This is a genomic window from Salinisphaera sp. RV14, from assembly GCF_052044135.1.
In the GTDB taxonomy this organism is placed as follows: Bacteria; Pseudomonadota; Gammaproteobacteria; order Nevskiales; family Salinisphaeraceae; genus Salinisphaera.
Window position 1 is genome coordinate 42,927 of sequence record NZ_JBQDYF010000015.1, and the last position, 22,171, is coordinate 65,097.

The following is a 22,171-nucleotide window of genomic DNA, read 5'->3' on the forward strand; positions in this document are numbered from 1 at the left end:
TCAGGCTGAATCCCTACGCAGGAGGCTCCGGGTCGGATGCAGGGTATGGCGCGCGCCGCATGATGTCCTCGCCGTGGCTACGACGCCCGGTTTCGACGAAACCGAGACCGGCATACAACCGGCGCGCGGCCTCGTTGTCGGGCCGAAGGCTGATCAGCACGGTGGCATCCGCATGTTCGGCCGCGATTTCCGCGAGCAGCTGTTTCAGTCCGGCCCGGCCGTAGCCGTAGCCCTGCCAGCCGGCATCGATCATGAAACGCGGAATATTGAACGCGTTCTCGGCGGCGACGTATTCATACATGGCAAACCCGACCACTGTTTGCCCGGCGATGATCGCGCGCGGGCGGCAGGTGGGTTCCACGTAGGCCTCGGCCAATGAATACAGATTGGACGCGAGATAGTCGGCCTGTTCCGCCTCGACGCGCAGCGCGATCACCGCCTGCCAGTTGGCCCGCGTGACCGGCGCCAGCGCGACCGGCAGCCGGGTCGGGCGCGTATCGCCGGCCTCGCCGGTACCGGCGCCGCTCATTCCATGTCCGCGAAGGCCGTACGATGGAATTCGGCGATCTCGGCGACCTCGGCCACGCCCGGCTCGCGCAGCGGCGATGGCGACGCGCCCGCCATCACCTCGAGCGTGGTGCGTGTGCAGCGGGCCAGGGTTTCCGGGTTGTAGCCGCCTTCCAGCGCCATCACCAACCGGCCGTCGCAGTAGGTGTCGGCAAGCGACTGAACGATCCCGGTCAACGCGCTGAACCCGTCGAAGGTCATGGTCAGGCACATTTCATTGATATGCGCATCCATGCCAGCCGAGACCATCACCAGGTCCGGCTTGAACCACTCGGCCGCCGGCACGAGGATATCTTCGAATGCGCGGATCATGGCGAGGTCGCCGGCGTCGCCGGGCAACGGCACGTTGACCGTCGTGCCCTCGCCGAGCCCCTCGCCCACGTTGTCCATAGGCCCGGTGCCCGGATAGAACGGGGCCGCGCGATGCGTGTCGAAGAACAACACGTTCGGATCGGCGGCGAAGATATCCTGAGTCCCGTTGCCGTGATGGGCGTCCCAATCGACGATCAGAACACGCTCGGCTTCCCAGTGCGCCTGCGCATGGGCGGCACCGACCGCGATATTGTTGAACAGACAGAACCCGCGCGCGCGTACCGCGTTGGCATGATGCCCGGGCGGGCGCGATACCACGAACGCCGAACCGGTGCGCTTTTCAAACACCGCATCGACCGCCGCCACCACCGAACCCGCCGCGACTTCCGCCGCCTCCAGGCTGCCGGCGGAAACCGCCGTGGTATCGACATCCAGCCACGCCTGCTTGCCCCTGAGCTCGTGCAGGCTTTCCACGTACGACGTGGTATGCACGCGCTGAAGTTGCTCCATCGTGGCCACCCGGCCCGTCTCGAACCGGACCCCGGGCACCGGTTCGGCGTGCAGCAGATCGTTGATCGCCGTCACGCGTCCCGGATGCTCGGGATAGCTCCACTTGGCCTCCATGCCCAGGCCTTCGAGGATATGGCGTACCCGGCTGTTCATCCGCCCCGGCAGGAACGGCTCTTGAGCCTCCGGGCGGTGCAGGAGCACACGTTCGTCGTAGAACACGGTTACATCTCGGTCACCGATCACGCTTGTCCCTCCAGTGCGGACCGACACGCAGCATAGCGCCGTGACGCGGCCGACGCGATACCGGGGGCGGCACGCGGGCCGATCTCATCCGCGCGCGGTGGCCTCGCGCTCGCGCATGGCGATCAGGGTCTGCAGCGTATGCAGGCGCGGCACCGCCACCCCGAGCGCCTCGGCCCGGGCCACGACATTACCGAGAATGGCGTCGACCTCCAGTGCGCGCCCGGCCCGATAATCCAGCGCCATGCTGTTGCGATAGGCCGGCATGCGCCGTGTGGCCTCGATATTGCGATCGACCGCGTCTGCCGGTAACGGATGGCCGTCGGCGGCGGCCACGGCCATCACCTCGGTCATCGCGGCCCGGGCCAGCGTCTCGCCGCCGGGCGTATCCAGCAGCGTCACCGTATCGGTGCCGTCCGCCAGCACGGAAATCGGGTTGAACGGCGTGTTCCACAAACTCTTGGCCCAGCGCTCGCGCACGATCGAGGCGCTGCACTTTACATCGATGCCACCGGCCTCGAACCCGTCGGCCAGATCGCGTGCTTCGGCACTCACGCCGCTCGGCCAGGCGCCGAGCGTGAGCCGACCATACGCCCGGTGCTCGATCTCGCCCGGCGCGCGCCGGCTGACCGCGACGAAGGCCAGCGCGCTGACCAGCGGATGACCGGGCAGCGCCGCCGCCACCGGCGGCTCGATATCCAGCCCGTTCTCGATCAGGGCGATGGCCGATCGCGCGCCGAGCCAGGGCGCGATCAGCGCGGCCCGGTCGACCTCCGGCAACACCTTGACGCAACAGATCACGACATCGGCTCCCGGGGTGGCGGCGTCGGCAATGTGATGGACCGCGGCCGGCCGGTATGACAAGTCGCCCATCGGACTGTCGATGCGGAAGCCACGCGCACGCACGATATCGACATGCGAACGCAGCACCACCTCCACGCGCGCCCCGGCGCGTTGCAGTATGGCGCCGTAGAACGCACCGATGGCGCCCGCGCCGACGATCACGATGCGCGGCACGCGCGGACTCATCCGGTCCCCCGCGTCGCCGGCGCCTGGCGCGCTCGCAGCGTCCACTCGCGGCCGACGCCCACGGCCGCCAGGCGCGCCTCGTCGCAACGTTCCCGCTTGAGCGGCATGGCCGAGACATAATCCGCGCGCAGGGCCGCGGCATCGGAATGCGCGTGATCGACCGATTCGAGCCCGCGCTCGAACGCCATCCAGCGATAGGACTGGCCGCGTGAATCGCGCTGCTCGACGAGCCGCGGCGCGGCCATGCTGCCGCCGACCTGACGCGTGAAACGCAGCCCGTTCACCGCGTCCGGGTCGCACATCGGGAAATTGATGTTCCAGGCACAGCCGTGTTCATGCCGCGCCGCCCAGAGCGCGGCGACGACCGCCCGGCCCCAGGTTTCGGTCACGCCGAAGTCAAACACGGCCCGATCGGTGAAAGCCTGACTGAGCGCGATCGCCGGCAGGTCGAAATGCGCGGCGGCCACGGCCGCCCCCACGGTGCCGGAATACATCACCGAATCGGACAGATTGTGACCCCAGTTCACGCCCGAGAGCACCAGATCCGGGCGTTGACCGCCCATCAACTCGGTACCCAGCGCGACCATCACGCAATCGGCCGGCGTGCCGGTCACCGAGTGCCGCCGGGGCCCATGCTCGCGAACCCGCAGTGGATGGTGCATGGACAGCGCCTGCGCCATGCCGCTCTGATCGGTGGCCGGCGCGAACACCCAGACCTCATCGGCCAGCGTCGCCGCCAGCCGCTCGGCGACCGCCAGGCCGGGAGCGTCGATGCCGTCGTCGTTGGTCACTACGATGCGTTCGAGTTTCATCGAAGCCTGTCTCCGCCTCGCAAAGGGCGACCAGCTTAGCGCACCCGCATTGCAGCGCGGGTGCGCACTCGTCGAACACCGCGCCACAGCGACCCTCACCGACTTGCCGAATGCCGCCCCGGCGGTGTACATACGGCACAGTATCTTCATCGTTTTGGCGAGCGTCCCATGACCCGACCCGATCTGCAGAGCGGCCATGTCCGCGCCACCATCGACGACCATGTGCTGCGCGTCACCCTCGATCGCGCCGACAAGCGCAATGCGCTGACGCGCGCCATGTATGCCGATCTGGGCACCGCCATCGCGGCCGCCGTGGACGACCCCGATATACACGTCATCGTGCTCGACGGCGAAGGCCCGATGTTCTGTGCCGGCAACGATATCGCCGACTTCGCCAACGCGGATCCCGCGTCCGGCGATGCCGGCACCGACGGACCGGCGCTAAGTTTCATCCGCCGCATGGCCGAATGCGACAAGCCGATCGTGGTCGCCGTCCAGGGCCAGGCCACCGGCATCGGCACCACGCTGTTGCTGCATGCCGATCTGGTCGTCGCTGCGGACGATGCGCGTTTCTATACGGCCTTCATCGATCTCGGCCTGGTGCCGGAAGCCGGCTCGAGCCGGCTGCTGCCGGCACTGGTCGGGCGCCAGAACGCTGCCCGCCTGCTGCTCGCCGGCGACACGCTCAGCGCCGAGGAAGCGCAGCACATGGGCCTGATCGCTTATCGCGTGCCGGCCGCCCAGCTGGCCGATCGTACCCACGAACTGGCCGCACGCCTGGCCGCAAAACCGCCCGGGGCGATGAGCGCAAGCAAGCGCCTGCTGCGCGAAGGCATGAATACGGCCGACACCGTGGCCCAGATCGAGCGCGAGGCCGAAATTTTCGGACAGCGACTCGCCAGCAGCGAAGTCCGCGAGATCATGAACGCATTCCTGAACCGCAACAAGCGCTGAAACGAGGCCGCCCGGGCGCGCTGACGGCGTCACGCGCCCTTTACCTTGCGGCCAGCCTGAACGCTGCCCGCAGTCATTCCGTCCGAGCCCATGAAAACGCCGCCACCTCACGGTGGCCGCGGCTCAGGGCCAATCCTTCTACCTATCAGAAGTCATAGCTCAGCCTACCGTAGACGGTACGGCCGAGACCGCTGGCATAACGGGCGTCATACCCGGAATTGCCGGCATAGGTCTGCACCGAGAACGGCGGGTTCTTGTCGAACACGTTATCCGAGCCCAGCGTGATCTGGACACCGTCGTGGAACGAGTAGGAGCCATAGGTATCCCAGGTAATAAAGGGATGCACCTGCCGATCCCCGCCTGAATCCCGGTAGCCACTCTCGTAGTGGTTGACGACCGCCAGCGCCCAAGGGCCCTTGCTCCAGCCCAGCGTAATGTTGTGCTTCCAGCGGAACTCGACCTGGTCGTTGGCATAACGGCCCACGTTCGATATGAATTTCCCGCCCGGCACCACCTGCTGCTCGAAGTAATTCGTATACGTGCCAGTCAAGGCCAGCGTGTAATCGCCGGTGTCGGTCGGAAGATTGAACTTAAGATCGACGTCCTCACCACTGGTGGTGATCGCGCCCAGATTCTGGTTGAGGTCGCTTATGTAGTTGATCGGCCCGCCAGCCCCGTTCCGGTGGAACTCATTCGCGTACTTGCTGTAGTGGCTGAAGATATAGTCGTCTGGCGGCACGGAAATCAGGTTCGTGATCCGGATATGCCAGAAGTCTGCGGACAGGGACACATATTTGATCGGCTGCAGAACGAAGCCGGCACCCCAGCTTTGCGATGTCTCCGGCTGGAGATTCTTGTTGCCGCCGATCTGCTCGTTGAACTGCTGATTACAGCTGACCGAAGCATTGGCGCCTGCGATGGGCGTGCCGCCCGGACAACGCAACGGATCGTTGAGCCCGCCTGAGGAATTAGTGACGGACGGCGGCTGGTAGAGATCGTACAGCGTGGGCGCGTGAAACCCCTCGGCATAGTGCGCGCGCAGCACCAGCATCCTGAACGGCTGGTAACGAAGCGAGACCTTGGGGTTGGTCGTTGTACCGACATCGCTGTAGTTGTCGAAGCGCGCCTGGGCGTCGAGCGACAGATTTTTCAGCAGCGGAATGTTCAATTCACCGAACACGCTTTCCACGTCTCGGTTCTTATTGATCTGCGTGGCCTCGATACCCTCGCTGGTCGCCCGCTGTGCCACGGACCCGTTGACGTACTCGCTCAACGTCTCGTGCCGATACTGGGCGCCCAGCGCGAGCGCGGCCTGGCCGGCACCGAACCAGTCACCCAACTCATGATCGACCTTGCCGTCCCAGATATAGGCACGGGTACGATACTGGTCGAGCTCCCCGGTCGTTTCCAGACTTCGAAGTTTTGCCAACTGGGCAGGGGTCGGGTTGCTGGTGAACGGATTGAAGGAGCCATCGTTGACCGCGGTCTGGAAGGAATTGGCGCCATAGGCCTGATTGAAGAACCCGCTGACGAGATTCTGCGTGGTGGTGCTCTGGTCGAAATTAAGCGCCGTGTCGTAATGGAAGCCACCCAGGAAACGGCCCGTGAAGGCCATGACCGCGCGCTGACTCTGGTTGACGTTGCGGGCGATACGCGGACCCAGCGGAACAGCGCGATAGCGCAGTTGCGCCGGCTGCGTGGGATCGAAGCTGCCGGCACCTTCAGCCGCGGTCGTCGGCAGCGGCACCACGCCGTTGCCCGGGTAATACGGGCTCGAGGGACTGATCGCGACCGAGGAGCCGAAGTTGCCGACGGTGGGCGACGGCGCCGACAGGGTGTAGTTGGTATTGCGCGTCCACAGATAGCTCAACGAAACCTTGTTGTTGTCGTTGATCTTGTACGCGCCGCGCAGATAGGCCGAGGGCTCGTTCGACCGGTCTACAACGTTCGCTCCGAGCGCGGTGTAGTTCTCGCGGCAGGACACGCTATCGCCGATGCTGACTTCGCCATGCACATTACAGCCCGGTGCCGTCGGATTGTAGTTGGGGTTGGCGACATATTGACCGGGGTAGGTGAACGACGAGACGGCATCGATGCGCGGATCGAGTGGGGTCACAAAACTGCGATCATTGGCATTGACGGCCTGCTGACGCCGGTATTCCAGCGTACCCATGATGTTCCAGCCGTCCTTATCGAGATCGCCCTTGCCAAAGGTCGCGCTCAGCGTCGTTCCATTCCCGCCACCGCTACGAGTCGGCAGCGTTTCCTGCAGGCTGACGTCGCCGCCCTGAAGATTCTTCTTGGTGATGAAGTTGATCACGCCGCCGACCGCGTCGGTGCCGTACAAGGCCGACGCGCCACTGCGCAGCACTTCCACACGGTCGATGGCCGCAAACGGAATGCTGTTGAGATCCGTCCCGGAACCGTTGCCGAACAAACCGTTGACCGCCAGACGACGCCCGTTCAGCAGGATCAGGGTCTTGTTCGGACCCAGGCCGCGCAAATCGGCGAAAGACGCGCCGCCCGTGTTCTGTGCGCCGGTACCAAAACCCGGGCCGGAAGAACTGTCATTACCCGCCAACTGCTGTAACAGCTGGGGCGTGGACGTAATACCCTGCTTGCGCAGATCAGACGCCTTGTAAACCGTGACCGGGAGAGAAGTCGCGGCGTCGGTACGCGCGATCGCGGTACCGGTTACCGCCACACTGCCCAGATTGGTAGTCGGCGCAGAAACCGCCGCCGAGCTCGAGGACGCAGAAGCCGACGCTGCTGCGGGGGCCGCTGCTGCAGGCGCCGCCGCCGCGGGGGCCGCCGGCGCTACCCCACTGGCGCTGGCGCCAGCATCACCGCTGGCTGCAGCAGGCGCAACATAGCCATTGTCGCCACTACTCGAAGATGAGCCAGTCGTCTGCGCAAGGGCGGCACCGACAGGCGACAACGCAAGCAGACAGGCACAAATCGATGCTTTGGACGTATTTTTCCAGTTCGTTACGCCTGATACATATTCATCAGTACGCACCCAAGGCTTTTCAGCCTCAGAAGCTGACGCTTCGGTCATGATCGATCCCCAATAACGGTAGGACATTTACAATTTCCGAAAAGAGCAAAGCCCTCTTCCTCCCTTCCAGCCACGGCCCCGCTCCCTTTTTCGGTCAACGGCCTGCAAAAAACCAAAATGAATAGTCGAGACCGGAACGGATGCGCCCTGCATCCGCGGAAAACGCGTTAGCGCAAGCTGGGACACGTTCAATGCAAGATCAGGGCCATCATCTACGCGATGGCCAGATTGCGAATGGCAATCGCGTAAAAAACCTTTCCTGATAAAGTTTCGCCGTGTCTGCAAAGTACGGCGCAGGCGAGCAGGTCCATTGAAATGCCGGCACCCACGAGCACACGGCTGCACGGCCGAAGGGCAACGTGCCGGGTGCGATGCGCGGCGTGGAGACATCGGATATATCGCATCGGTCGCCCATGACCGGGCGACGCGAATCAGCAATAGATTGCGCCGCTACCGAGCTGCCAATTCACGAGAGTCGCATAGCGGCGGGGGCGCAATGCCGCGGATCGCCCGCTCTTCGTCCGGCCGATCACCACAATCGCCCGGCGCCCATCTCGCACGAGTGCTGCAGGCAGCCGCGCAAGTGGTGAGTGCGCCGCGTTCACCCCGGGTCTTCCGGACCCGCGGGTCACAAGCTGCGGATCAGATGTCGTCGCTTCGGAGCCTGACTAAAAACAGGCCGGCATCACCGCATTGACTGACAAGCGTGCGATAACGCACGCGTCGCAGGGGTTACGGGTTTGCTGGAACCAACGCTTACGCAGACCCACGGTTTGAATACCGAGCGCGCGCGGCATCGGCGATGCCGGTGACCGGCTCGACCGGGTGCAATCGCCTGACGGCACGTTACCAGCGCCACGACGACCAACTGCGCATCGAGCCGGTGGCCACCACGCGCCGGGCCTGTTCGAATCAGGCCGATACCGAGCAAGCGCTTTTCGAGGCGCTGCGCCGTACACGGCATTTCGAGACGCTGGGCGATTTCCTGTTGCTCTACGGCACCGACAACGATCCCGCGCCATTGGCCGTGTTTCGCGCCGCATAAGCGCCAACAGGGTTTATCGAGCGACCGGCCCGATATGGATTGCATCGCAAACATCTGTGCCAAAACGACTTTCTGACGCCGAGTTTGGCCTATCCCAAGGGCAGGGCTTCATTCACGCGCCCTCGGCCGCAAGCCCGGGCCGGTTGCCGCGCGACACGATGCCGCGTTCGGTCGCGATGCGTCGTCGCCCCTATCCGGCAACGCCACGCCGGATGGCGTGAATCCAGTCCGGCGGGCGGGGCGCACCGCTACGGCCCGCCGGCTCACGCCGTCTTCGATCGCCGCCCCGAAGGCGGCATCCGACAATCACTCAGAACGTGGTTCAGAACGTGGCCCAGTCCGAGTCCGATTCTGCCCCGGCCGCTACTGCAACAGGCGCGGGCGCAGCGGGCGCCGGCGTGGCACGCCGTGCGGGCACCCTTTCGACCGCCGGTTCCTTCGCGGCGGCAGGCTCGGCGCCGCTATCGGCGGCCGGGCGATGCTCGGCCGCGGGCGCGGCGGGCTGCTTCGCGCCAGCCGTCTGCCCTGGCCCGCCGGCGAGCCGGAAGAAACCCACCTCGGCGATCAACTCGCGCGCCCGCTCGCTCAGTGATCGGCTGGCCGCCGCCGACTCCTCAACCAGTGCCGCATTCTGTTGCGTCATGCCATCCATCTGCGTGACCGCCTGGTTGACCTGCTCGATACCACCCGTCTGTTCCTTGCTCGCGGCCGCGATCTCGGCGACGACGTCGCTGACCTGATTGATACTGCCCGTGATCTGGTTCAGCGTTTCACCGGAAAGCCCGACGTCGCGTGAGCCATCCGCCACTTTCGCTACGCTTTCGGCGACCAGCGCATTGATCTCCTTGGCCGCCGTGGCGCTGCGCGTCGCCAGATTGCGCACTTCCGAGGCCACCACCGCAAAACCGCGCCCCTGCTCGCCCGCGCGCGCCGCCTCCACCGAGGCATTGAGCGCCAGCAGATTGGTCTGGAAGGCAATATCGTCGATCAAGCTGATGTTCTCGGCGATCCGGCGGCTGACCGCATCGATCGCCTGCATCGACTCGACCGCCCGGCCGACCACGTCGGTGCCGGAATGCGCCTGGTCCCGCACCGTCCGCGCCAGCTGATCGGCCTGGGCCGCATTGTCGGCATTCTGGCGCACGGTCGCGGTCATTTGTTCCATGGACGCCGCGGTTTCCTCGAGACTGGCGGACTGCTGCTGGGTTCGCGTGCTGAGTTCCTCATTACCCGACGCGATTTCGCCGACCCCGCCCGAAACCGACTCGGCATGACCGCGCACACGCTGAACCACGCGGGCCAGACGCGCACGCATCGCTTCGATGGCACCGATCATCGCGCCGAACTCGTCGCGGTAGGGGTTGTGAATGGCCACGCCGAGATCGCCGTCGGCGATCGCTTCGACGAAGCCGCGGGCCGTATTGAGCGGGCGCATGATCATGCGCGCCAGCCAGATCATGACAATCAGCGTGACCAGCAATACCGCGCCACCGAAGCCCGTCATGCCCAGCCGGGCCAGATGCGCCACCCGTTGTTCCTGCACGAAAGCCGCCGCAGCCGTCTTGTTCTCGAAGCCGGACAAGGTATCGAGTTGGTCATTGATCTGCGCGAGCGGTTGCCGCAACGACGTGCCATAGAACATGGCCGCGCCGAGGATGCCCTGGTCCTGGATGGTCCCCGCGAAACGCCCCAGCGCGTCATCGATGCCAGCGAGCGTGGCCTGGGCTTTCTTTGCGGTCTTCGCTTCGTCGCCGCTGCCGGCCAACGCCGGATAATATTGTCTCCAGGCGGTCTTCACCTGCTTGCGTACCCGAGCGATCTCGTCCGGCAGATTGCGCACATTGGCCGACTGGGCCGAGGAATTGAGCGCAACCTTGATGTCGCCTTTGAGGTCCGACAGCAGGGACTGGGTACGGGCGATGGCCGTACTGGCGACCATATTGCTGCGATAGATTTCGGTGGTGGCTTTATTCACCGTGGTAATCGACCACAGGGAAACCGCGACCAGCACGGCAACCAGGACGAAGGTCAGCCCCAGACCCAGTCCGATCTTGGCTCGTACGCTCTTTCGGACATTCAGCATGCTGTGTTCTCCCCCGCGTCGCTGCCGCTCGCCGATACCGGCGCCGGTTCTGCGCTATCTATCGGCCGCGCGGGCTGGAACCTGAGCGCGCCGGCCGGGCCGCGCGCTCGGGCGCGCAGTTGCCCGCGACGGCCAAACCTGCTCTCATGCACGGTGCGAGGGACGATGCGGGCGTTTCGACGCCGGGGCCGGTTCGATCGAATCATGTCCACGAGGTCCGGCCCGATGCCCTATCGTTGTTGCGTTTCGCGCGTAGTACCCCTGCTGGCGCTGTTGCTCGTCAGCGGTTGTGTCCCGACGGCGCATCCGTCCCGCGTCACCGTATCCTCACTGGCCGGACTGCAGACCGCGATCGACGATGCCCCGGCGGGCGAAACCATCATTCTCGCGCCCGGCGTTTACCGCCAGGCCCGGGCGATCCGGATTCGGGGCAAGCACGACCTCACCATCAGCGGCGCCACCCGCGACTATGCCGACACGGTCATCCGCGGGCCGGGCATCGACGATCCAGGCCTGCAGTCGAACGTCCGGCTGAACAACGCTGACAACATCACGCTGGAAAACCTGACGCTGCGCGACAGCTACGACCACGGCGTACAGATCAACAACGATTCCGATCGCTTCACCGCGGACAACCTGCGCACGCTCGACAACGGCGAATCCGGTTTCAAGATCACCAGCCCCACCCATGCCAGCGGCCCGGCGGCCTATTCCGACAACGGCACGATCGAGAATTGCTGGATCGGCTTCACCACGACCGGGCGCCGCAGCGTGGTCGAAGGCGTGGATATCGTAGCCGGCAATGGCTGGCATTTGCTCGGCAACCATTTCGTCAACATTCGTCGCGCCGACGGCGGTCCGGCGTACGCCGCGTTCGCCAAGGGCAACGCACACAAGACAGTATTCGCGGACAACCAGGTGGAGAACAGTTTCATCGGCCTGTCCTTCGGTGGCGGTGGCACCGACGACGTGTATTTCCGCAATGCCGATACGCGATACGAGACCCGGGGCGGTGTGATCCGGGACAACGTCATTCACGATACCGACGACGCCGGCATCTATCTCAACAAGGCCCACGATTTCCTGGTTCAGGGCAATACGGTGCTGCGCAACGGTCCCGGGACCGGCGCCATCGAATCCCGCTTTCCCGGGAGCAGCGGCATCATCCGCGACAACCGGGTCAGCGGCCCGATCAAGACACGCGATGGCGGCACCGCCAGAACCGAACACAATCGGCAGGTGCCCGCCGATACCGCCGCGCCCCATCCCAACGGAATTTCCCACGAATAGCCGGCCGCACGCTCGGTGCGGCGTTGCGGCCCCGGATCGGGCCGGCCAGGGTCGGAGCACAGGACGCGCCTATGCCACCGGTCCAGGCGCACCCGCCATCCCGTGGGCCGGCGGAACGAGTGCGCCGACGATCGGGCAAGCCATGTGCTGGCGCACGTGTGGCGGCAGACCCAGCCAGAATGCCCGGGTTACCGCCATGGCGTGACGGCCGTCATTGCCGACGCCGGGCGCGCCCATGCTCAGCACCAGTGCCGGCCGGGCCCGGCGGTCCGAGTGATTTTGCGTTGTGCGATGAATAGCGAGCGGCGAACGCGCTGAAATATCGCCCGCCCGCGGGCACTGCGGCACGGCCAGTCGCGCGTAGCGGGCGTACTCGGATCGCGCCGGGAACATTTCATGCTCGAAGTCGGCGCCGGATTCCCATTGGGTACCCACCGCCACCTCGAACGCCCCCGTATGGGGCGCGCTATCCATGCAAGCGACATCGAATGCCAATGACGTCAGGCGACGCTCGCGGCGCGTCGCGCGCGGGCTCGGACAATCGCGGTGCCAGGACTGATCCGCGCTGCCGGACGAACGGTGATCGAGCCCCACGGCCATGATCCGATAATCCGGCCCCAACACCGCCGCCGACACCGCACGCACCCACGGATGATCGACCAGCGCCACGAACCCGCGCAGCGCCTCCGGATGGATCTCTGCATAACCGCGCCGCGCGCCGCCTCCACCGCCGTGCGCGCACGCGTATGGCGCCGCGGCACAGGCGGCATCGATATCGGCCGCGAGTTCGGCCGCCCAAACACGGCCCAGCGCCTGCTGGTGTTCAACCACGCCATCGCGATATAGCGCAGCGGCGACGGTATCCACCGCCGATACCGTGGGCCCGCGCCTATCCGAAAATGCTGTATCGACCATGTTTTCCAACGCTTTGTTTTATATTCTTTCCAATTTTTGCAACGTTGCAAAATTATCCTGCAATAGTATGCCCTAAAAGTTATCGATCATCGTGTTTGGGAGAAACGTTTGAGCCGAATCACTTTGCGGGACGTGGCCGCCCAGGCCAACGTCTCGGTTCGCACCGTGTCCAATGTGGTCAATGACTTTCCCCACGTCGCAGCCGCCACGCGCCAGCGCGTGCAGGCCACGATCGCCGAGCTCGGCTACCGGCCGAACATCGCGGCACGCCAGCTCCGGCAGGGGCAGCGCCTGGTGATCAGCCTGGTTCTGCCGGAAATCGATTCCCCTTACTTTGCTGAAATCGCCGCGCATTTTGTCCGCTCGGCCGAACAACGCGACTGGACCGTGCACATCGAGCAGAGCGACGGCGAACTGGCCCGCGAGCGCGCGATGCTGGCCGGGACGCATGGCCCCGGCGCCGACGCCATCGTATTCAGCCCCTGGGCGATGAGCGCGGATGAAATCGAGCGCGGCCCGTCCGCGCCACCGGTCGTCATGCTCGGCGAGCGCCCCGGATGGGGGCTGCTCGATCGCGTCGTGGTCGACAATGTGGCCGCGGCGCGCGAGGCCACGGCCCATCTGCTGGCCGGCGGCCGGCGCCGCGTGGCAGCGATCGGCATCCAGCCGCACCTGGCGAACCAGACCGGGCGTCTACGTGCCGCGGGCTATCGCCAGGCGCTGACGGCAGCCGGCCTGAGCCCGGATCCCACGCTCGAGATGTCGGTCGAGCGACTCCATCATCCGGACGGCGCCCGGGCCATGCAGCAACTGCTTGCCGTCGCCCCGGATGTCGATGCCGTGTTCTGCTTCACCGACCAGCTCGCGCTCGGTGCGATGCATACCCTGGCCGCGAGCGGGCGCTCGGTGCCAAGGGATGTCGCGGTGGTCGGCTTCGACAACATCGAGGCCGGGCGCTACAGCGTGCCGGCGCTGTCGACCATCGCACCGGACAAGCCGCGCCTGGTGGCACTGGTGCTGGACTGCCTGGGGGATCGACTGGCCGATCATACGCTGCCCGCCCGCGAGCGTCGGGTGCCGCATCATCTGGAAATCCGGCAAAGCTCGGCGGCTTGAACGGCGCGACCGGGAGGCCGCGCGTCACGGCCGGGCCGCCCAGGCCCGTTCAAATCGATCGCCTACGCTTGCGCCTGGGTTACGGCGGCGACCACGCGGTCCCGGCCGGTGCGCTTGGCCTCGTAGACCGCGTGATCGGCGTCGACGATAAGCCGGTCGAGATCGATCGGCTGTTCCGCGCGATGCGTCGCGATACCGATGCTCACGGTGGACGTAAGAGACTGGCCGCATGCGTTGATGTCACAGGGCGCCGTTCGAACCGCCTGCCGTATGCGTTCGGCCACCGCCACCGCCCGCTCGGTATCGGTGTCCGAAAGCAGCGCCACGAACTCCTCGCCGCCGTAGCGCGCGATCAGGTCACCATCGCGCAGCACCTGGCGCAGCCGCGCCACCACATGGGTAAGCACCTGGTCGCCGATTGCATGGCCATGGGCGTCGTTGACGGCCTTGAAGCGGTCGATGTCGATGAACAACAGGCTGGCCGCCCCGCCGCGTGCATTCTGGCGGCCCAGCCGAGCAGCCGCCTCGGCCATGAAGTAACGCCGGTTCGCCAGCCGCGTCAGACCGTCGGTCACCGCCTGGACCTCGACCTGTTCGCGATAGCGAAATACCGTCCAGTACAGATACTCGAACATCAACAGAATGAGCATTACCGGCCCGATCACCAGGCCGATGTACGCCGCGTACACCCACCAATCGAGATCGGCGGTAACGCCGCAAGCACCGAGAATCGGCGGGCAGACCGCGATCAGCACCAGAACGGCCACGGAAAACGCCAGCGGCTGCACGAGCGTCAGAAACGGCACAAAAATAAAGAAGTACAGGAACCCGCCCATGCCGAAGGACGCGCCCTGATCGAGGACGCCGAGAACATGAACGAATGTTGCCTCGACGCCCAGCGGGCCCAGGATGGCGAGCGCCCGTGCCATGGGCGCATGCACATTGCGCCAGCTCGCCAGCGCCCACAGCAGGACCAGGGCCGACTCCAGACACCGCAACCAGATTACCCGCCGCGCGTTCACCGGGTCGATCGCGAAGTCCCAGGCGATGGCCGTGATCATAAACAGCGCCGTGACGAGCAGCGTGCCCCGGGTGAATTCGGAAAAATCGGCGCGCTTGGCCGCCAGGTAGATCGCACCATGCGTCGTCGTCAGAAAAATGCGTGCGCCGTGGATCATCTCGCCCCAACGCACGTCGTGTCCGGCCACGTTTTCCCTCCGTGTTGATCACCATCGCCCCTGTGCATCGGGCACCGGACCGTCACCGCCAGTATACGCAGACGCGGTTACAACGATACCCGGCGCCGGACGAACGGCACGGGACAAGTACGCCGTCTCAAGGTAGGCTTGGCCGCTTCGTTTCCAGGTTCTGCACCCCGATGGCCCATCCGAGCACCGCGCACCCCGCCTTCGATGCCCTGCTGTTCGACATGGACGGCACCGTTCTGACCTCGATCGCCGCCGCCGAGCGTGTCTGGACCCAATGGGCCAACCGCCACGGACTGGATGTCGCCGCCTTTTTGCCCACCATTCACGGCAAGCGGGCGATCGACAGCGTACGCGACAGCGGCCTGACGGATATCGACCCACAGGCCGAGGCCGAAGCCATACTCGAGGCCGAAATCGCGGATGTGGCGGGGATCGAGCCCATCACCGGCGCGGCCGACTTCCTGGGCGGGCTGCCGCGCGACCGCTGGGCGATCGTCACCTCGGCGTCGCGCCGCCTGGCCGAGCGCCGTATCGAGGCCGCCGGCCTGCCGCAACCCGATACCCTGGTCGCCGGCGACGACGTGACCCGCGGCAAGCCGGCGCCAGACGCCTTCCGGCTCGGCGCCGAACGCCTGGGCGTGAGCGCTGACCGTTGCCTGATCTTCGAGGACGCCATCGCCGGCGTGCAGGCCGCCGAAGCCGTCGGCGCCGCGGTGGTGGTGATTACGGCACTGCATTCGGCAGCGCGGGATACCGGGCATCCGAGCATCCGTGATTACCGCGGCGTGTCGTCGCAGGTGCAGAGCGACGGCCGGCTGCGCATCCATCTACCTTAGGCGCCGCAACCGCCGCGCAAGCCAGCCGCCGGCGCGCTCGATACCGGCTTCGGTCGCATTGGCGTAGCCCAGCACCAGGCCGGGCTGGCCCCGCGGGCGCATGAAATACCCCGACAGCGGCGCGAGCGCGATGCCGCGCTCGGCGGCCGCGGCGACCAGCCGGCGCTCCCCATCGCGCGTATCCAGCGGCAGCACCACATGCAGGCCCGCCGCCCCGCCGATCAGCCGGGTGCCGGTGCCGAGTACATCGCGCAAACACTGCTGGCGCCGCGCATACAGCCGGCGCATGCGGGCCACGTGCCGGGCATAACCGCCGCCGTGCATGAACTCGGCCAGCGCGGCCTGCAGGACATAATCGCCCTCGCGGAACTGGCGGACGTTGGCCCGGCGCATCGGCCCCACCAGCGCCGGCGGCAGGACGACGTAGCCGAGCCGCAGGCCGGGATACATCGTCTTGCTGAACGTGCCGACATAAAGCACCGGCCCCTCGCCGTCGGCCCGCGCGGCCAGCCCCTGCATGGCCGACAGCGGCGCCGAGGCATAACGGAACTCGCTGTCGTAATCGTCCTCGATGATCCAGGCATCGCGCCGACGCGCCCGGTCGATCAGCGCGAGCCGGCGTGCCATCGACAGCGTCGCGCCCATCGGGAACTAGTGCCCTGTCATGGGTATTTTGCCGTATTCAGAACGCCTGCGCGCGCGCAGCACAAGACGCGCGACTGCGCCATAGTGTGCCTATGGCAAAGGAGCGCAACGCGGTGATGGGCGCGCACAGGCGTTCCCTTCGGAATATCGGGTGTGGGGCGAGGCGGCGCGCGCCCGTGGACGGCGTTGCGCCGCTTGGCCAGGGGGATGCCCTGGCCGGCGCGTCGCGCCTTGCCACGAACGCGCGCCGCCTCGCTGAATGCGACAAAATACCCATGATAGGACACCTTCGACGGGGTCAGGTGCATCAGCCTGGGGTCGCTCGCTCCGGCCGCCGGGTCCAGCCCGTCGCCATCGACCGGCAGCGGCGCCAGCGACAACCCGCCCGCGGCAAAGGCGGCCCGGGCGCCGGCATAGCCGGGCTCCTCCACCCACGCCACATCGCCCGGATCGGCCAGCATGCGCGCGACCAGGTCGAAGGCATGTTGGGCGCCGTGCGTGATCAGAATCTGGTCGGCCCGACAGCGCACGTTGCGCACAATATTGACGTAATCCGCGACCGCCGCCTTGAGCGCCGGATGGCCGCCCTCGGCGCCGTAGTCCAGCCACCGCCCGCGCTGGCGGCTCCGGTGTCGCCGCAGCAGTCGTTGCCACGGGCCCCAGGGGAACGCATCCAGCGCCGGTACGCCCGGCATGAAAGCCCCATGCGATGCCCCCGACGAAGGATTGGACCATGCCAGCAAGGCGCGCCCGCGTTCCGACAACCCCGCCGCGCGGGTCGCCGTCGCAGCGCCGCTATCGGCCGGCCGCTCGAAGCGGGTATCGGCCACATACAACCCTGCGCCCGGCCGGGCGACGACGAAACCCTCGGCGCTCAGATGATCGAGAGCGGCCAGCGCCGTATTGCGGCCGATGCCGAGCTCTCCGGCCAGAACACGCGACGACGGCAGGCGGGCCCCCACCGCCAGTTCGCCCGACTGAATCCACCCGCGCAGAGCATCGTAGAGACAACGCGCGAGCGTAGTCTCCGGATGGCGCTGGCTGAGTACCCGGCGTAGCCCGTCCACCACCCATGCCCGGGCGTCGACCGCGGGTTTCACTGGTTCCATCGAAGTGGCCATGATCGGATCTTACGCTGGAACCAATCACGTTACAGACTGGGCACGTCATATTCCCGGCGCTCGATGCCATGCCTCCGGCTCCGCCCTGCCGAACTGGAACCCCCGCAGGCGCCGTCACGCGAAGCAATGACCGGCCGCTTCGGTTGCCTCGAACCGCTCTCGCCGGCCCGTTACGCCGATGCGTCATATATTTGAAGGAGCCACTCGACTATGACGAAATTTACAACGCACCTGTTGTCGGATAAGGATAAATCCGAATGGCGCCCGTTGTTCGATGGCTACGCAGCCTTCTATAAGACGGATATGACTGATGCGATCGCTGACAGTGTTTGGGGATGGCTGCGCGATCCAGAGCACGTCCTGGAAGGTCTGCTGGTTCGGAACTCGGATGAGCGCGCGGTCGGGCTACTCCATTTCCGTTCTTGCCCGCGCCCTCTAAGTGGCCGTGACATGGGGTTTGCCGATGATATGTTCGTTTTACCCGAGGCAAGAGGCAGCGGTGCGGCAGACGCATTATTCGACCGGCTCGGGTCGATAGCGGCCGAGCGTGATTGGCCTGTCGTACGTTGGGTCACACAGTATTACAACGAACGCGGGCGAGGGCTTTATGACCGCTATACGTCCGGTCCCAGCGACTTCATCATGTACCAGTGGGATCTGCGACCGAGGGGATCAGGAATCTAAAGATTCGCTGCAGTTGACCGCCCGGCGTGGCCAGCTATCTGCGCATCGACCCAGCCAACGGCGTGATCGAGGTCGGGCATCTGCATTTCACCCACCGGCTGCGGCGCACGCCGGCCGCGACCGAGGCCGTCATGATGCGGCGAGCATTCGAACGCGGTTATTGCCGTTACGAACGGAAATACGGTGCCTGCATGCCCGTCAAGGCGCGCTGACGAGCGGGCGGGATGCCAGTTCGAAGCCGTGTTACGCCGGGCGGTCGTCTACGACGGGCGCAGCCGTAATACCGCCTGGTTTTCAATCATCGATCGCGAATGGCCGGCGATCACAGCGGCACTGAACGCCTGACTGGCGGCCGATCGCCGGTCAAGAGCCAGGCGCAGACCATTCACGACCCACGCTGCGCAGCCCACGGTCTGATTCACTGGCGCTACCGAACGCGTCATTATTGGATCTTACGCCGGGACCAGTCGTCGTACAGACTGGCTGCGTCAATCCCATCGCTTGATGTCATGTCCGCCACCATCAATCGCCACGGCCAGCCGATCGGCCCCGCCCTGCCCGACTGGCAGCCGCCAGCGGCGCCGTCGCGCGAGGCCATGATCGGGCGCTTCTGTCGTCTGGAAGCCCTATCGCTGGCGCGGCACGCCGACGCCCTCTACGCCCGGATTGCCGAGGACGACGACCCCGCCGGCTGGACCTATCTGGGCTATGGGCCGTTCACCTGCGCCGCCGACTATCGCGACTGGGTCGCCCGGATGGCTGCCGGCAACGACCCCTTGTTCTTCGCGATCATCGATATCCAAAGCGAACGACCGGTCGGCGTCGCGAGCTATTTGCGCATCGACCCGGCCAACGGCGTGATCGAGGTGGGGCATCTGCATTTCACGCAGCGGCTGCGACGTACCCCGGCCGCCACCGAGGCGATGGTGTTGATGATGCGGCGAGCCTTCGAACTCGGCTACCGCCGCTACGAATGGAAGTGCGATGCGCTGAACGCGCCGTCCCGGCGTGCGGCCGAGCGGCTCGGATTTCAGTTCGAGGGTGTCTTCCGGCAAGCCGTGGTTTACAACGGCCGCAGCCGTGATACCGCCTGGTTTTCGGTCATCGACCGCGAATGGCCGGCCATCGACGCTGCGCTCACGGCCTGGCTGGCCCCTGACAACTTCGATGCCCGCGGGCGCCAGCGCCGTTCGTTGTCGGCCTTCATGCCCGCGCCCGCCGGCAAAGCGGCCACCTGAATATTCCGGCCCGCGCCGGTTCATGCGGCGTGCAGACAGACGCGCTCAACATCGCGAGACATCCCCCGATGCGGAGTTCCGATGTTGGCGCGTCGTTTTATCCTTGCCATGCTCGTCGCCCTGCTCGCGGGCTGCGCTCGCGGCCCAAGCCACGATGCCCTGCAGGCCGCAATCCAGAGCAACGTCCGTGCCGATCTGTCGCAGGTGGATTCGCTCGCGAATACGCTCGGCGGCGATTCCGCCATTCGTCTGCTGCGCGCCCTCGGCTCGCCCGATCCAACACAGGTGCAGGTGAAACATGTCACCGTGCTGAAACAGCAGCGGCTGGACGACGGCGACTACGACATGCGCGTGCGCTACGACCTAGTCACGCCCAACGGCAGTGATACCGTTACCCGCGATCTGCTGCTCGAACACAGCGACGACGGCCACTGGCGCGCCATCCCGCACGATCGCGACGACGCCTGACCGGGCGCGATGACGGCCCGGGCGGCGCGCCTTCGAGAGCCGTTATGTCCGGAGCGTACCGGCCCCGGGGGAGCGCTCGGCTTCAGTCGTGGGCGTCGAGCGTCAGCCGCCCCGGACGCGCATCGAGCGCGCCCAACCGGCCGCGCAGCAGGTCGGGGAAACGTTTGTACCAGGTCGCATTCAACGGTGAGGGGTGCGGCAGCGGATGGATGGTGAAGGTCTGGGAGGCGCCTGTTGCCGTCGCCAGAGCCACGTCGATGGACGACTCGAAACGATCCTCGCGCTGCCAGAAGGCCTCGATACGCCGGCGCTGGTCCTTCGGCTGACCGATGCCGAACCAGAGAAAGGCCTCGCGCCCGAGCGTGATCAGCGAACGCCCCTGCCACTGCTCGATCAGCAACGTGTTCATCAGCGGCTGGAAGCGGCGCTTGACCTTCATCGACCAGGCCTTGTTGCCCACCGGCTTGTACGGCACCGTGTTGATCCAGAAAAACAACCGCCCCAGTTCCCGCGACGCCTCGAAATCCGGCATGTCTTCGGCGTACAGATGCCGGTAGATCGTCTTGCGCACGAGTTGCCCGCCGGCGCCGATGAAGGGCTCGCCGTGCTTGATCTCGTCTCGCCCCGGGTCGCGGCCGAAAAAACCGATCCGGGCATCGGCCCGGCCGAGCCCAATGATGGGCTCGAGCGGGTCCTTGTCGAACCGGGCGTAGGCCTCGATATCGATACCTTGGGTGTCGGCGGCGAGTTCGCGAAACGCCTGGCGCTGTGACTGTTTCATCGCACTATTTCGTTACATCGGCGCGCCGCAGGGCACACAAGGCGCGCACTATATCAGTGCCACGGTTTCCGCGACCTTCGTCGCCCCTGGCCGGGTCTGGCACGTTCGGCCCGGCCGCACACGAGTGCGCGAGGAATCACGCATCACGGCGGGTGCGAGACGGATATTCAGCAGGCCGCCCGCCCGTCCCAATCGGTGATCGCGGGCGCGGTACCGGCCCGCGTCACCCGGTCGCGCCCGGCCGACTTGCTGCCATACAACGCTTGGTCCGCCCGGGCGATTGCGTCTTCCAGCGTCTCCCCGGGGGCCAGCGTGGTGACACCGAGCGAGACGGTACAAGCCACGTCCGTGTGCTCCGATGTCAACGGCTGGCCGGCCACGGCCCGGCGTACGCGTTCGGCGAAGTGGAACGCCGCGTCGGCATCGGTGTTCGGCAACAGAAAGAGAAATTCCTCGCCGCCCCAGCGGGCCACGGTATCCGAGGCGCGGCAACACGCCAGAAACAGCGCGCTGACGTGAACCAGCACCCGGTCGCCGACGTCGTGCCCGAGCCCGTCGTTGATCTGCTTGAAATGATCGATGTCGACGAGCGCCAGTGATAACGGCGTATCGTCGCGCCGGGCGCGCGCCATCTCGCCATCGGCGAGTTCGATCAGATGGCGTCGGTTGAATAAACCGGTCAGCGCGTCGCGCCTGGCATGCTCGCGCAGGCGCCCTTCGGTGCGGCGCACCAGCAGATAATAGAAACGCGCGGTGTAACTCGCCATCGTGAAGAAAATGAATATATTGAAGACATTCAGCAGCACAAGCGCCGTGTTATCGATCGGCGCGAGCGGACCGAGCTCGCTGGAAGCCGCATGCAACCCGAGGTAGGTCAGAAACAGCATGCCCAGGGGCACGCCGACCCGGGGCCAGTCGCCGCTGACCATGATCGCCGGAATGAACATCAACAGGTAGTAATTGAAGCCGGCCTCCCAGCCGACCCACAGGGTGCCGATCACGGCATGACCGACCACCTCCAGCCAGATCAGTACCAGCGCGACGCGATTCCGGCGCCACACCAGCAGGCGATTGGCCGCGGCGTAGAGACCGACGCTCAGCACGTTCAGCCACGCCAGTAACGGCGAGCCGGCCCACAGAAAAAAGCCGAAGAACACGATATCGACGCCGGCCGCCAGAATCGTGACCCGCCGCGTCATCATCCAGAACGCCGCATGCGCCGTGGTCCGACGCGCGTCCGTTGCCAGGCTCATCCCCGT

The 22,171-nt window shown here is 65.9% G+C and carries 21 protein-coding genes; 9 read left to right on the plus strand and 12 right to left on the minus strand.

Annotated elements, in window-relative coordinates; translation table 11 throughout:
• Window positions 1-13: 13 nt before the first annotated feature.
• From ACS8Y6_RS14040 to surE, 4 genes are all read right to left on the minus strand, one after another.
• Window positions 14-529: a GNAT family N-acetyltransferase gene (locus ACS8Y6_RS14040; RefSeq protein WP_440849471.1), complete on the minus strand. Its 516-nt coding sequence runs from the start codon at window positions 527-529 to the stop codon at window positions 14-16.
• Window positions 526-1,632: a histone deacetylase family protein gene (locus ACS8Y6_RS14045; protein WP_440849472.1), complete on the minus strand. Its 1,107-nt coding sequence runs from the start codon at window positions 1,630-1,632 to the stop codon at window positions 526-528. The genes ACS8Y6_RS14040 and ACS8Y6_RS14045 overlap by 4 nt, the downstream gene beginning before the upstream one ends.
• Window positions 1,633-1,716: 84 nt before the next feature.
• Window positions 1,717-2,658 carry a ketopantoate reductase family protein gene (locus tag ACS8Y6_RS14050; RefSeq protein ID WP_440849473.1) on the minus strand — a complete coding sequence of 314 codons (942 nt, stop codon included), beginning with the start codon at window positions 2,656-2,658 and terminating at the stop codon, window positions 1,717-1,719.
• A complete protein-coding gene (gene surE, locus ACS8Y6_RS14055) occupies window positions 2,655-3,470 on the minus strand; it encodes a 5'/3'-nucleotidase SurE (RefSeq protein WP_440855800.1) in 816 nt (271 codons plus the stop codon). The genes ACS8Y6_RS14050 and surE overlap by 4 nt, the downstream gene beginning before the upstream one ends.
• A 168-nt stretch (window positions 3,471-3,638) precedes the next feature.
• On the opposite strand from surE, the gene ACS8Y6_RS14060 reads away from it, so the two are divergent.
• Window positions 3,639-4,424: an enoyl-CoA hydratase-related protein gene (locus tag ACS8Y6_RS14060; protein WP_440849475.1), complete on the plus strand. Its 786-nt coding sequence runs from the start codon at window positions 3,639-3,641 to the stop codon at window positions 4,422-4,424.
• A 145-nt stretch (window positions 4,425-4,569) separates the two neighbouring features.
• On the opposite strand, the gene ACS8Y6_RS14065 is transcribed toward ACS8Y6_RS14060, so the two are convergent.
• Window positions 4,570-7,509, minus strand: coding sequence for a TonB-dependent receptor (locus ACS8Y6_RS14065; RefSeq protein ID WP_440849476.1), 2,940 nt, complete (start codon window positions 7,507-7,509; stop codon window positions 4,570-4,572).
• A gap of 781 nt (window positions 7,510-8,290) precedes the next feature.
• Here ACS8Y6_RS14065 and ACS8Y6_RS14070 point away from each other — a divergent pair.
• The gene (locus ACS8Y6_RS14070; RefSeq protein WP_440849477.1) at window positions 8,291-8,527 is read left to right on the plus strand and encodes an META domain-containing protein; all 237 of its coding nucleotides are present in this window, start codon (window positions 8,291-8,293) and stop codon (window positions 8,525-8,527) included.
• 322 nt (window positions 8,528-8,849) lie between these two features.
• Here the strand turns inward: ACS8Y6_RS14070 and ACS8Y6_RS14075 are convergent, their stop codons facing one another.
• Window positions 8,850-10,610 (minus strand): methyl-accepting chemotaxis protein, encoded by a 1,761-nt coding sequence (locus tag ACS8Y6_RS14075; protein WP_440855801.1) that lies wholly within the window; start codon window positions 10,608-10,610, stop codon window positions 8,850-8,852.
• Between the two features lie 204 nt (window positions 10,611-10,814).
• Here ACS8Y6_RS14075 and ACS8Y6_RS14080 point away from each other — a divergent pair, with 204 nt between their 5' ends.
• Entirely contained in the window at window positions 10,815-11,900 is a 1,086-nt protein-coding gene (locus tag ACS8Y6_RS14080; RefSeq protein ID WP_440849479.1) for a right-handed parallel beta-helix repeat-containing protein, read from the plus strand.
• A gap of 69 nt (window positions 11,901-11,969) precedes the next feature.
• On the opposite strand, the gene ACS8Y6_RS14085 is transcribed toward ACS8Y6_RS14080, so the two are convergent.
• Window positions 11,970-12,815 carry a phytanoyl-CoA dioxygenase family protein gene (locus ACS8Y6_RS14085; protein WP_440849480.1) on the minus strand — a complete coding sequence of 282 codons (846 nt, stop codon included), beginning with the start codon at window positions 12,813-12,815 and terminating at the stop codon, window positions 11,970-11,972.
• Between the two features lie 108 nt (window positions 12,816-12,923).
• Here ACS8Y6_RS14085 and ACS8Y6_RS14090 point away from each other — a divergent pair, with 108 nt between their 5' ends.
• Window positions 12,924-13,931, plus strand: a complete 1,008-nt coding sequence (locus ACS8Y6_RS14090; protein ID WP_440855802.1) for a LacI family DNA-binding transcriptional regulator — start codon at window positions 12,924-12,926, stop codon at window positions 13,929-13,931.
• Between the two features lie 62 nt (window positions 13,932-13,993).
• Here the strand turns inward: ACS8Y6_RS14090 and ACS8Y6_RS14095 are convergent, their stop codons facing one another.
• Window positions 13,994-15,139 (minus strand): GGDEF domain-containing protein, encoded by a 1,146-nt coding sequence (locus ACS8Y6_RS14095; protein ID WP_440855803.1) that lies wholly within the window; start codon window positions 15,137-15,139, stop codon window positions 13,994-13,996.
• Window positions 15,140-15,309: 170 nt separating this feature from the next.
• On the opposite strand from ACS8Y6_RS14095, the gene ACS8Y6_RS14100 reads away from it, so the two are divergent.
• A complete protein-coding gene (locus ACS8Y6_RS14100; protein WP_440849483.1) occupies window positions 15,310-15,975 on the plus strand; it encodes an HAD-IA family hydrolase in 666 nt (221 codons plus the stop codon).
• Here the strand turns inward: ACS8Y6_RS14100 and ACS8Y6_RS14105 are convergent.
• Complete coding sequence (locus ACS8Y6_RS14105; RefSeq protein ID WP_440855804.1) at window positions 15,967-16,620, minus strand: PLP-dependent aminotransferase family protein; 654 nt, start codon at window positions 16,618-16,620, stop codon at window positions 15,967-15,969. The two genes, ACS8Y6_RS14100 and ACS8Y6_RS14105, sit on opposite strands and share 9 nt — an antisense overlap.
• A gap of 17 nt (window positions 16,621-16,637) precedes the next feature.
• Window positions 16,638-17,741, minus strand: coding sequence for an aminotransferase class I/II-fold pyridoxal phosphate-dependent enzyme (locus ACS8Y6_RS14110; RefSeq protein WP_440855805.1), 1,104 nt, complete (start codon window positions 17,739-17,741; stop codon window positions 16,638-16,640).
• A gap of 210 nt (window positions 17,742-17,951) precedes the next feature.
• Between ACS8Y6_RS14110 and ACS8Y6_RS14115 the strand changes: the two genes are divergently transcribed.
• From ACS8Y6_RS14115 to ACS8Y6_RS14130, 4 genes are all read left to right on the plus strand, one after another.
• On the plus strand, window positions 17,952-18,425 hold the full coding sequence (locus tag ACS8Y6_RS14115; protein ID WP_440855806.1) for a GNAT family N-acetyltransferase: 474 nt from the start codon (window positions 17,952-17,954) through the stop codon (window positions 18,423-18,425).
• A 26-nt stretch (window positions 18,426-18,451) separates the two neighbouring features.
• Window positions 18,452-18,637 carry a hypothetical protein gene (locus tag ACS8Y6_RS14120; RefSeq protein ID WP_440849486.1) on the plus strand — a complete coding sequence of 62 codons (186 nt, stop codon included), beginning with the start codon at window positions 18,452-18,454 and terminating at the stop codon, window positions 18,635-18,637.
• Between the two features lie 297 nt (window positions 18,638-18,934).
• Window positions 18,935-19,663: a GNAT family N-acetyltransferase gene (locus ACS8Y6_RS14125; RefSeq protein WP_440849487.1), complete on the plus strand. Its 729-nt coding sequence runs from the start codon at window positions 18,935-18,937 to the stop codon at window positions 19,661-19,663.
• Between the two features lie 84 nt (window positions 19,664-19,747).
• Window positions 19,748-20,131, plus strand: coding sequence for a hypothetical protein (locus ACS8Y6_RS14130; RefSeq protein WP_440855807.1), 384 nt, complete (start codon window positions 19,748-19,750; stop codon window positions 20,129-20,131).
• An 82-nt stretch (window positions 20,132-20,213) separates the two neighbouring features.
• On the opposite strand, the gene ACS8Y6_RS14135 is transcribed toward ACS8Y6_RS14130, so the two are convergent.
• On the minus strand, window positions 20,214-20,912 hold the full coding sequence (locus tag ACS8Y6_RS14135; protein WP_440849489.1) for a uracil-DNA glycosylase family protein: 699 nt from the start codon (window positions 20,910-20,912) through the stop codon (window positions 20,214-20,216).
• A 167-nt stretch (window positions 20,913-21,079) separates the two neighbouring features.
• Window positions 21,080-22,165 carry a GGDEF domain-containing protein gene (locus ACS8Y6_RS14140; RefSeq protein WP_440849490.1) on the minus strand — a complete coding sequence of 362 codons (1,086 nt, stop codon included), beginning with the start codon at window positions 22,163-22,165 and terminating at the stop codon, window positions 21,080-21,082.
• Window positions 22,166-22,171 lie beyond the last annotated feature (6 nt).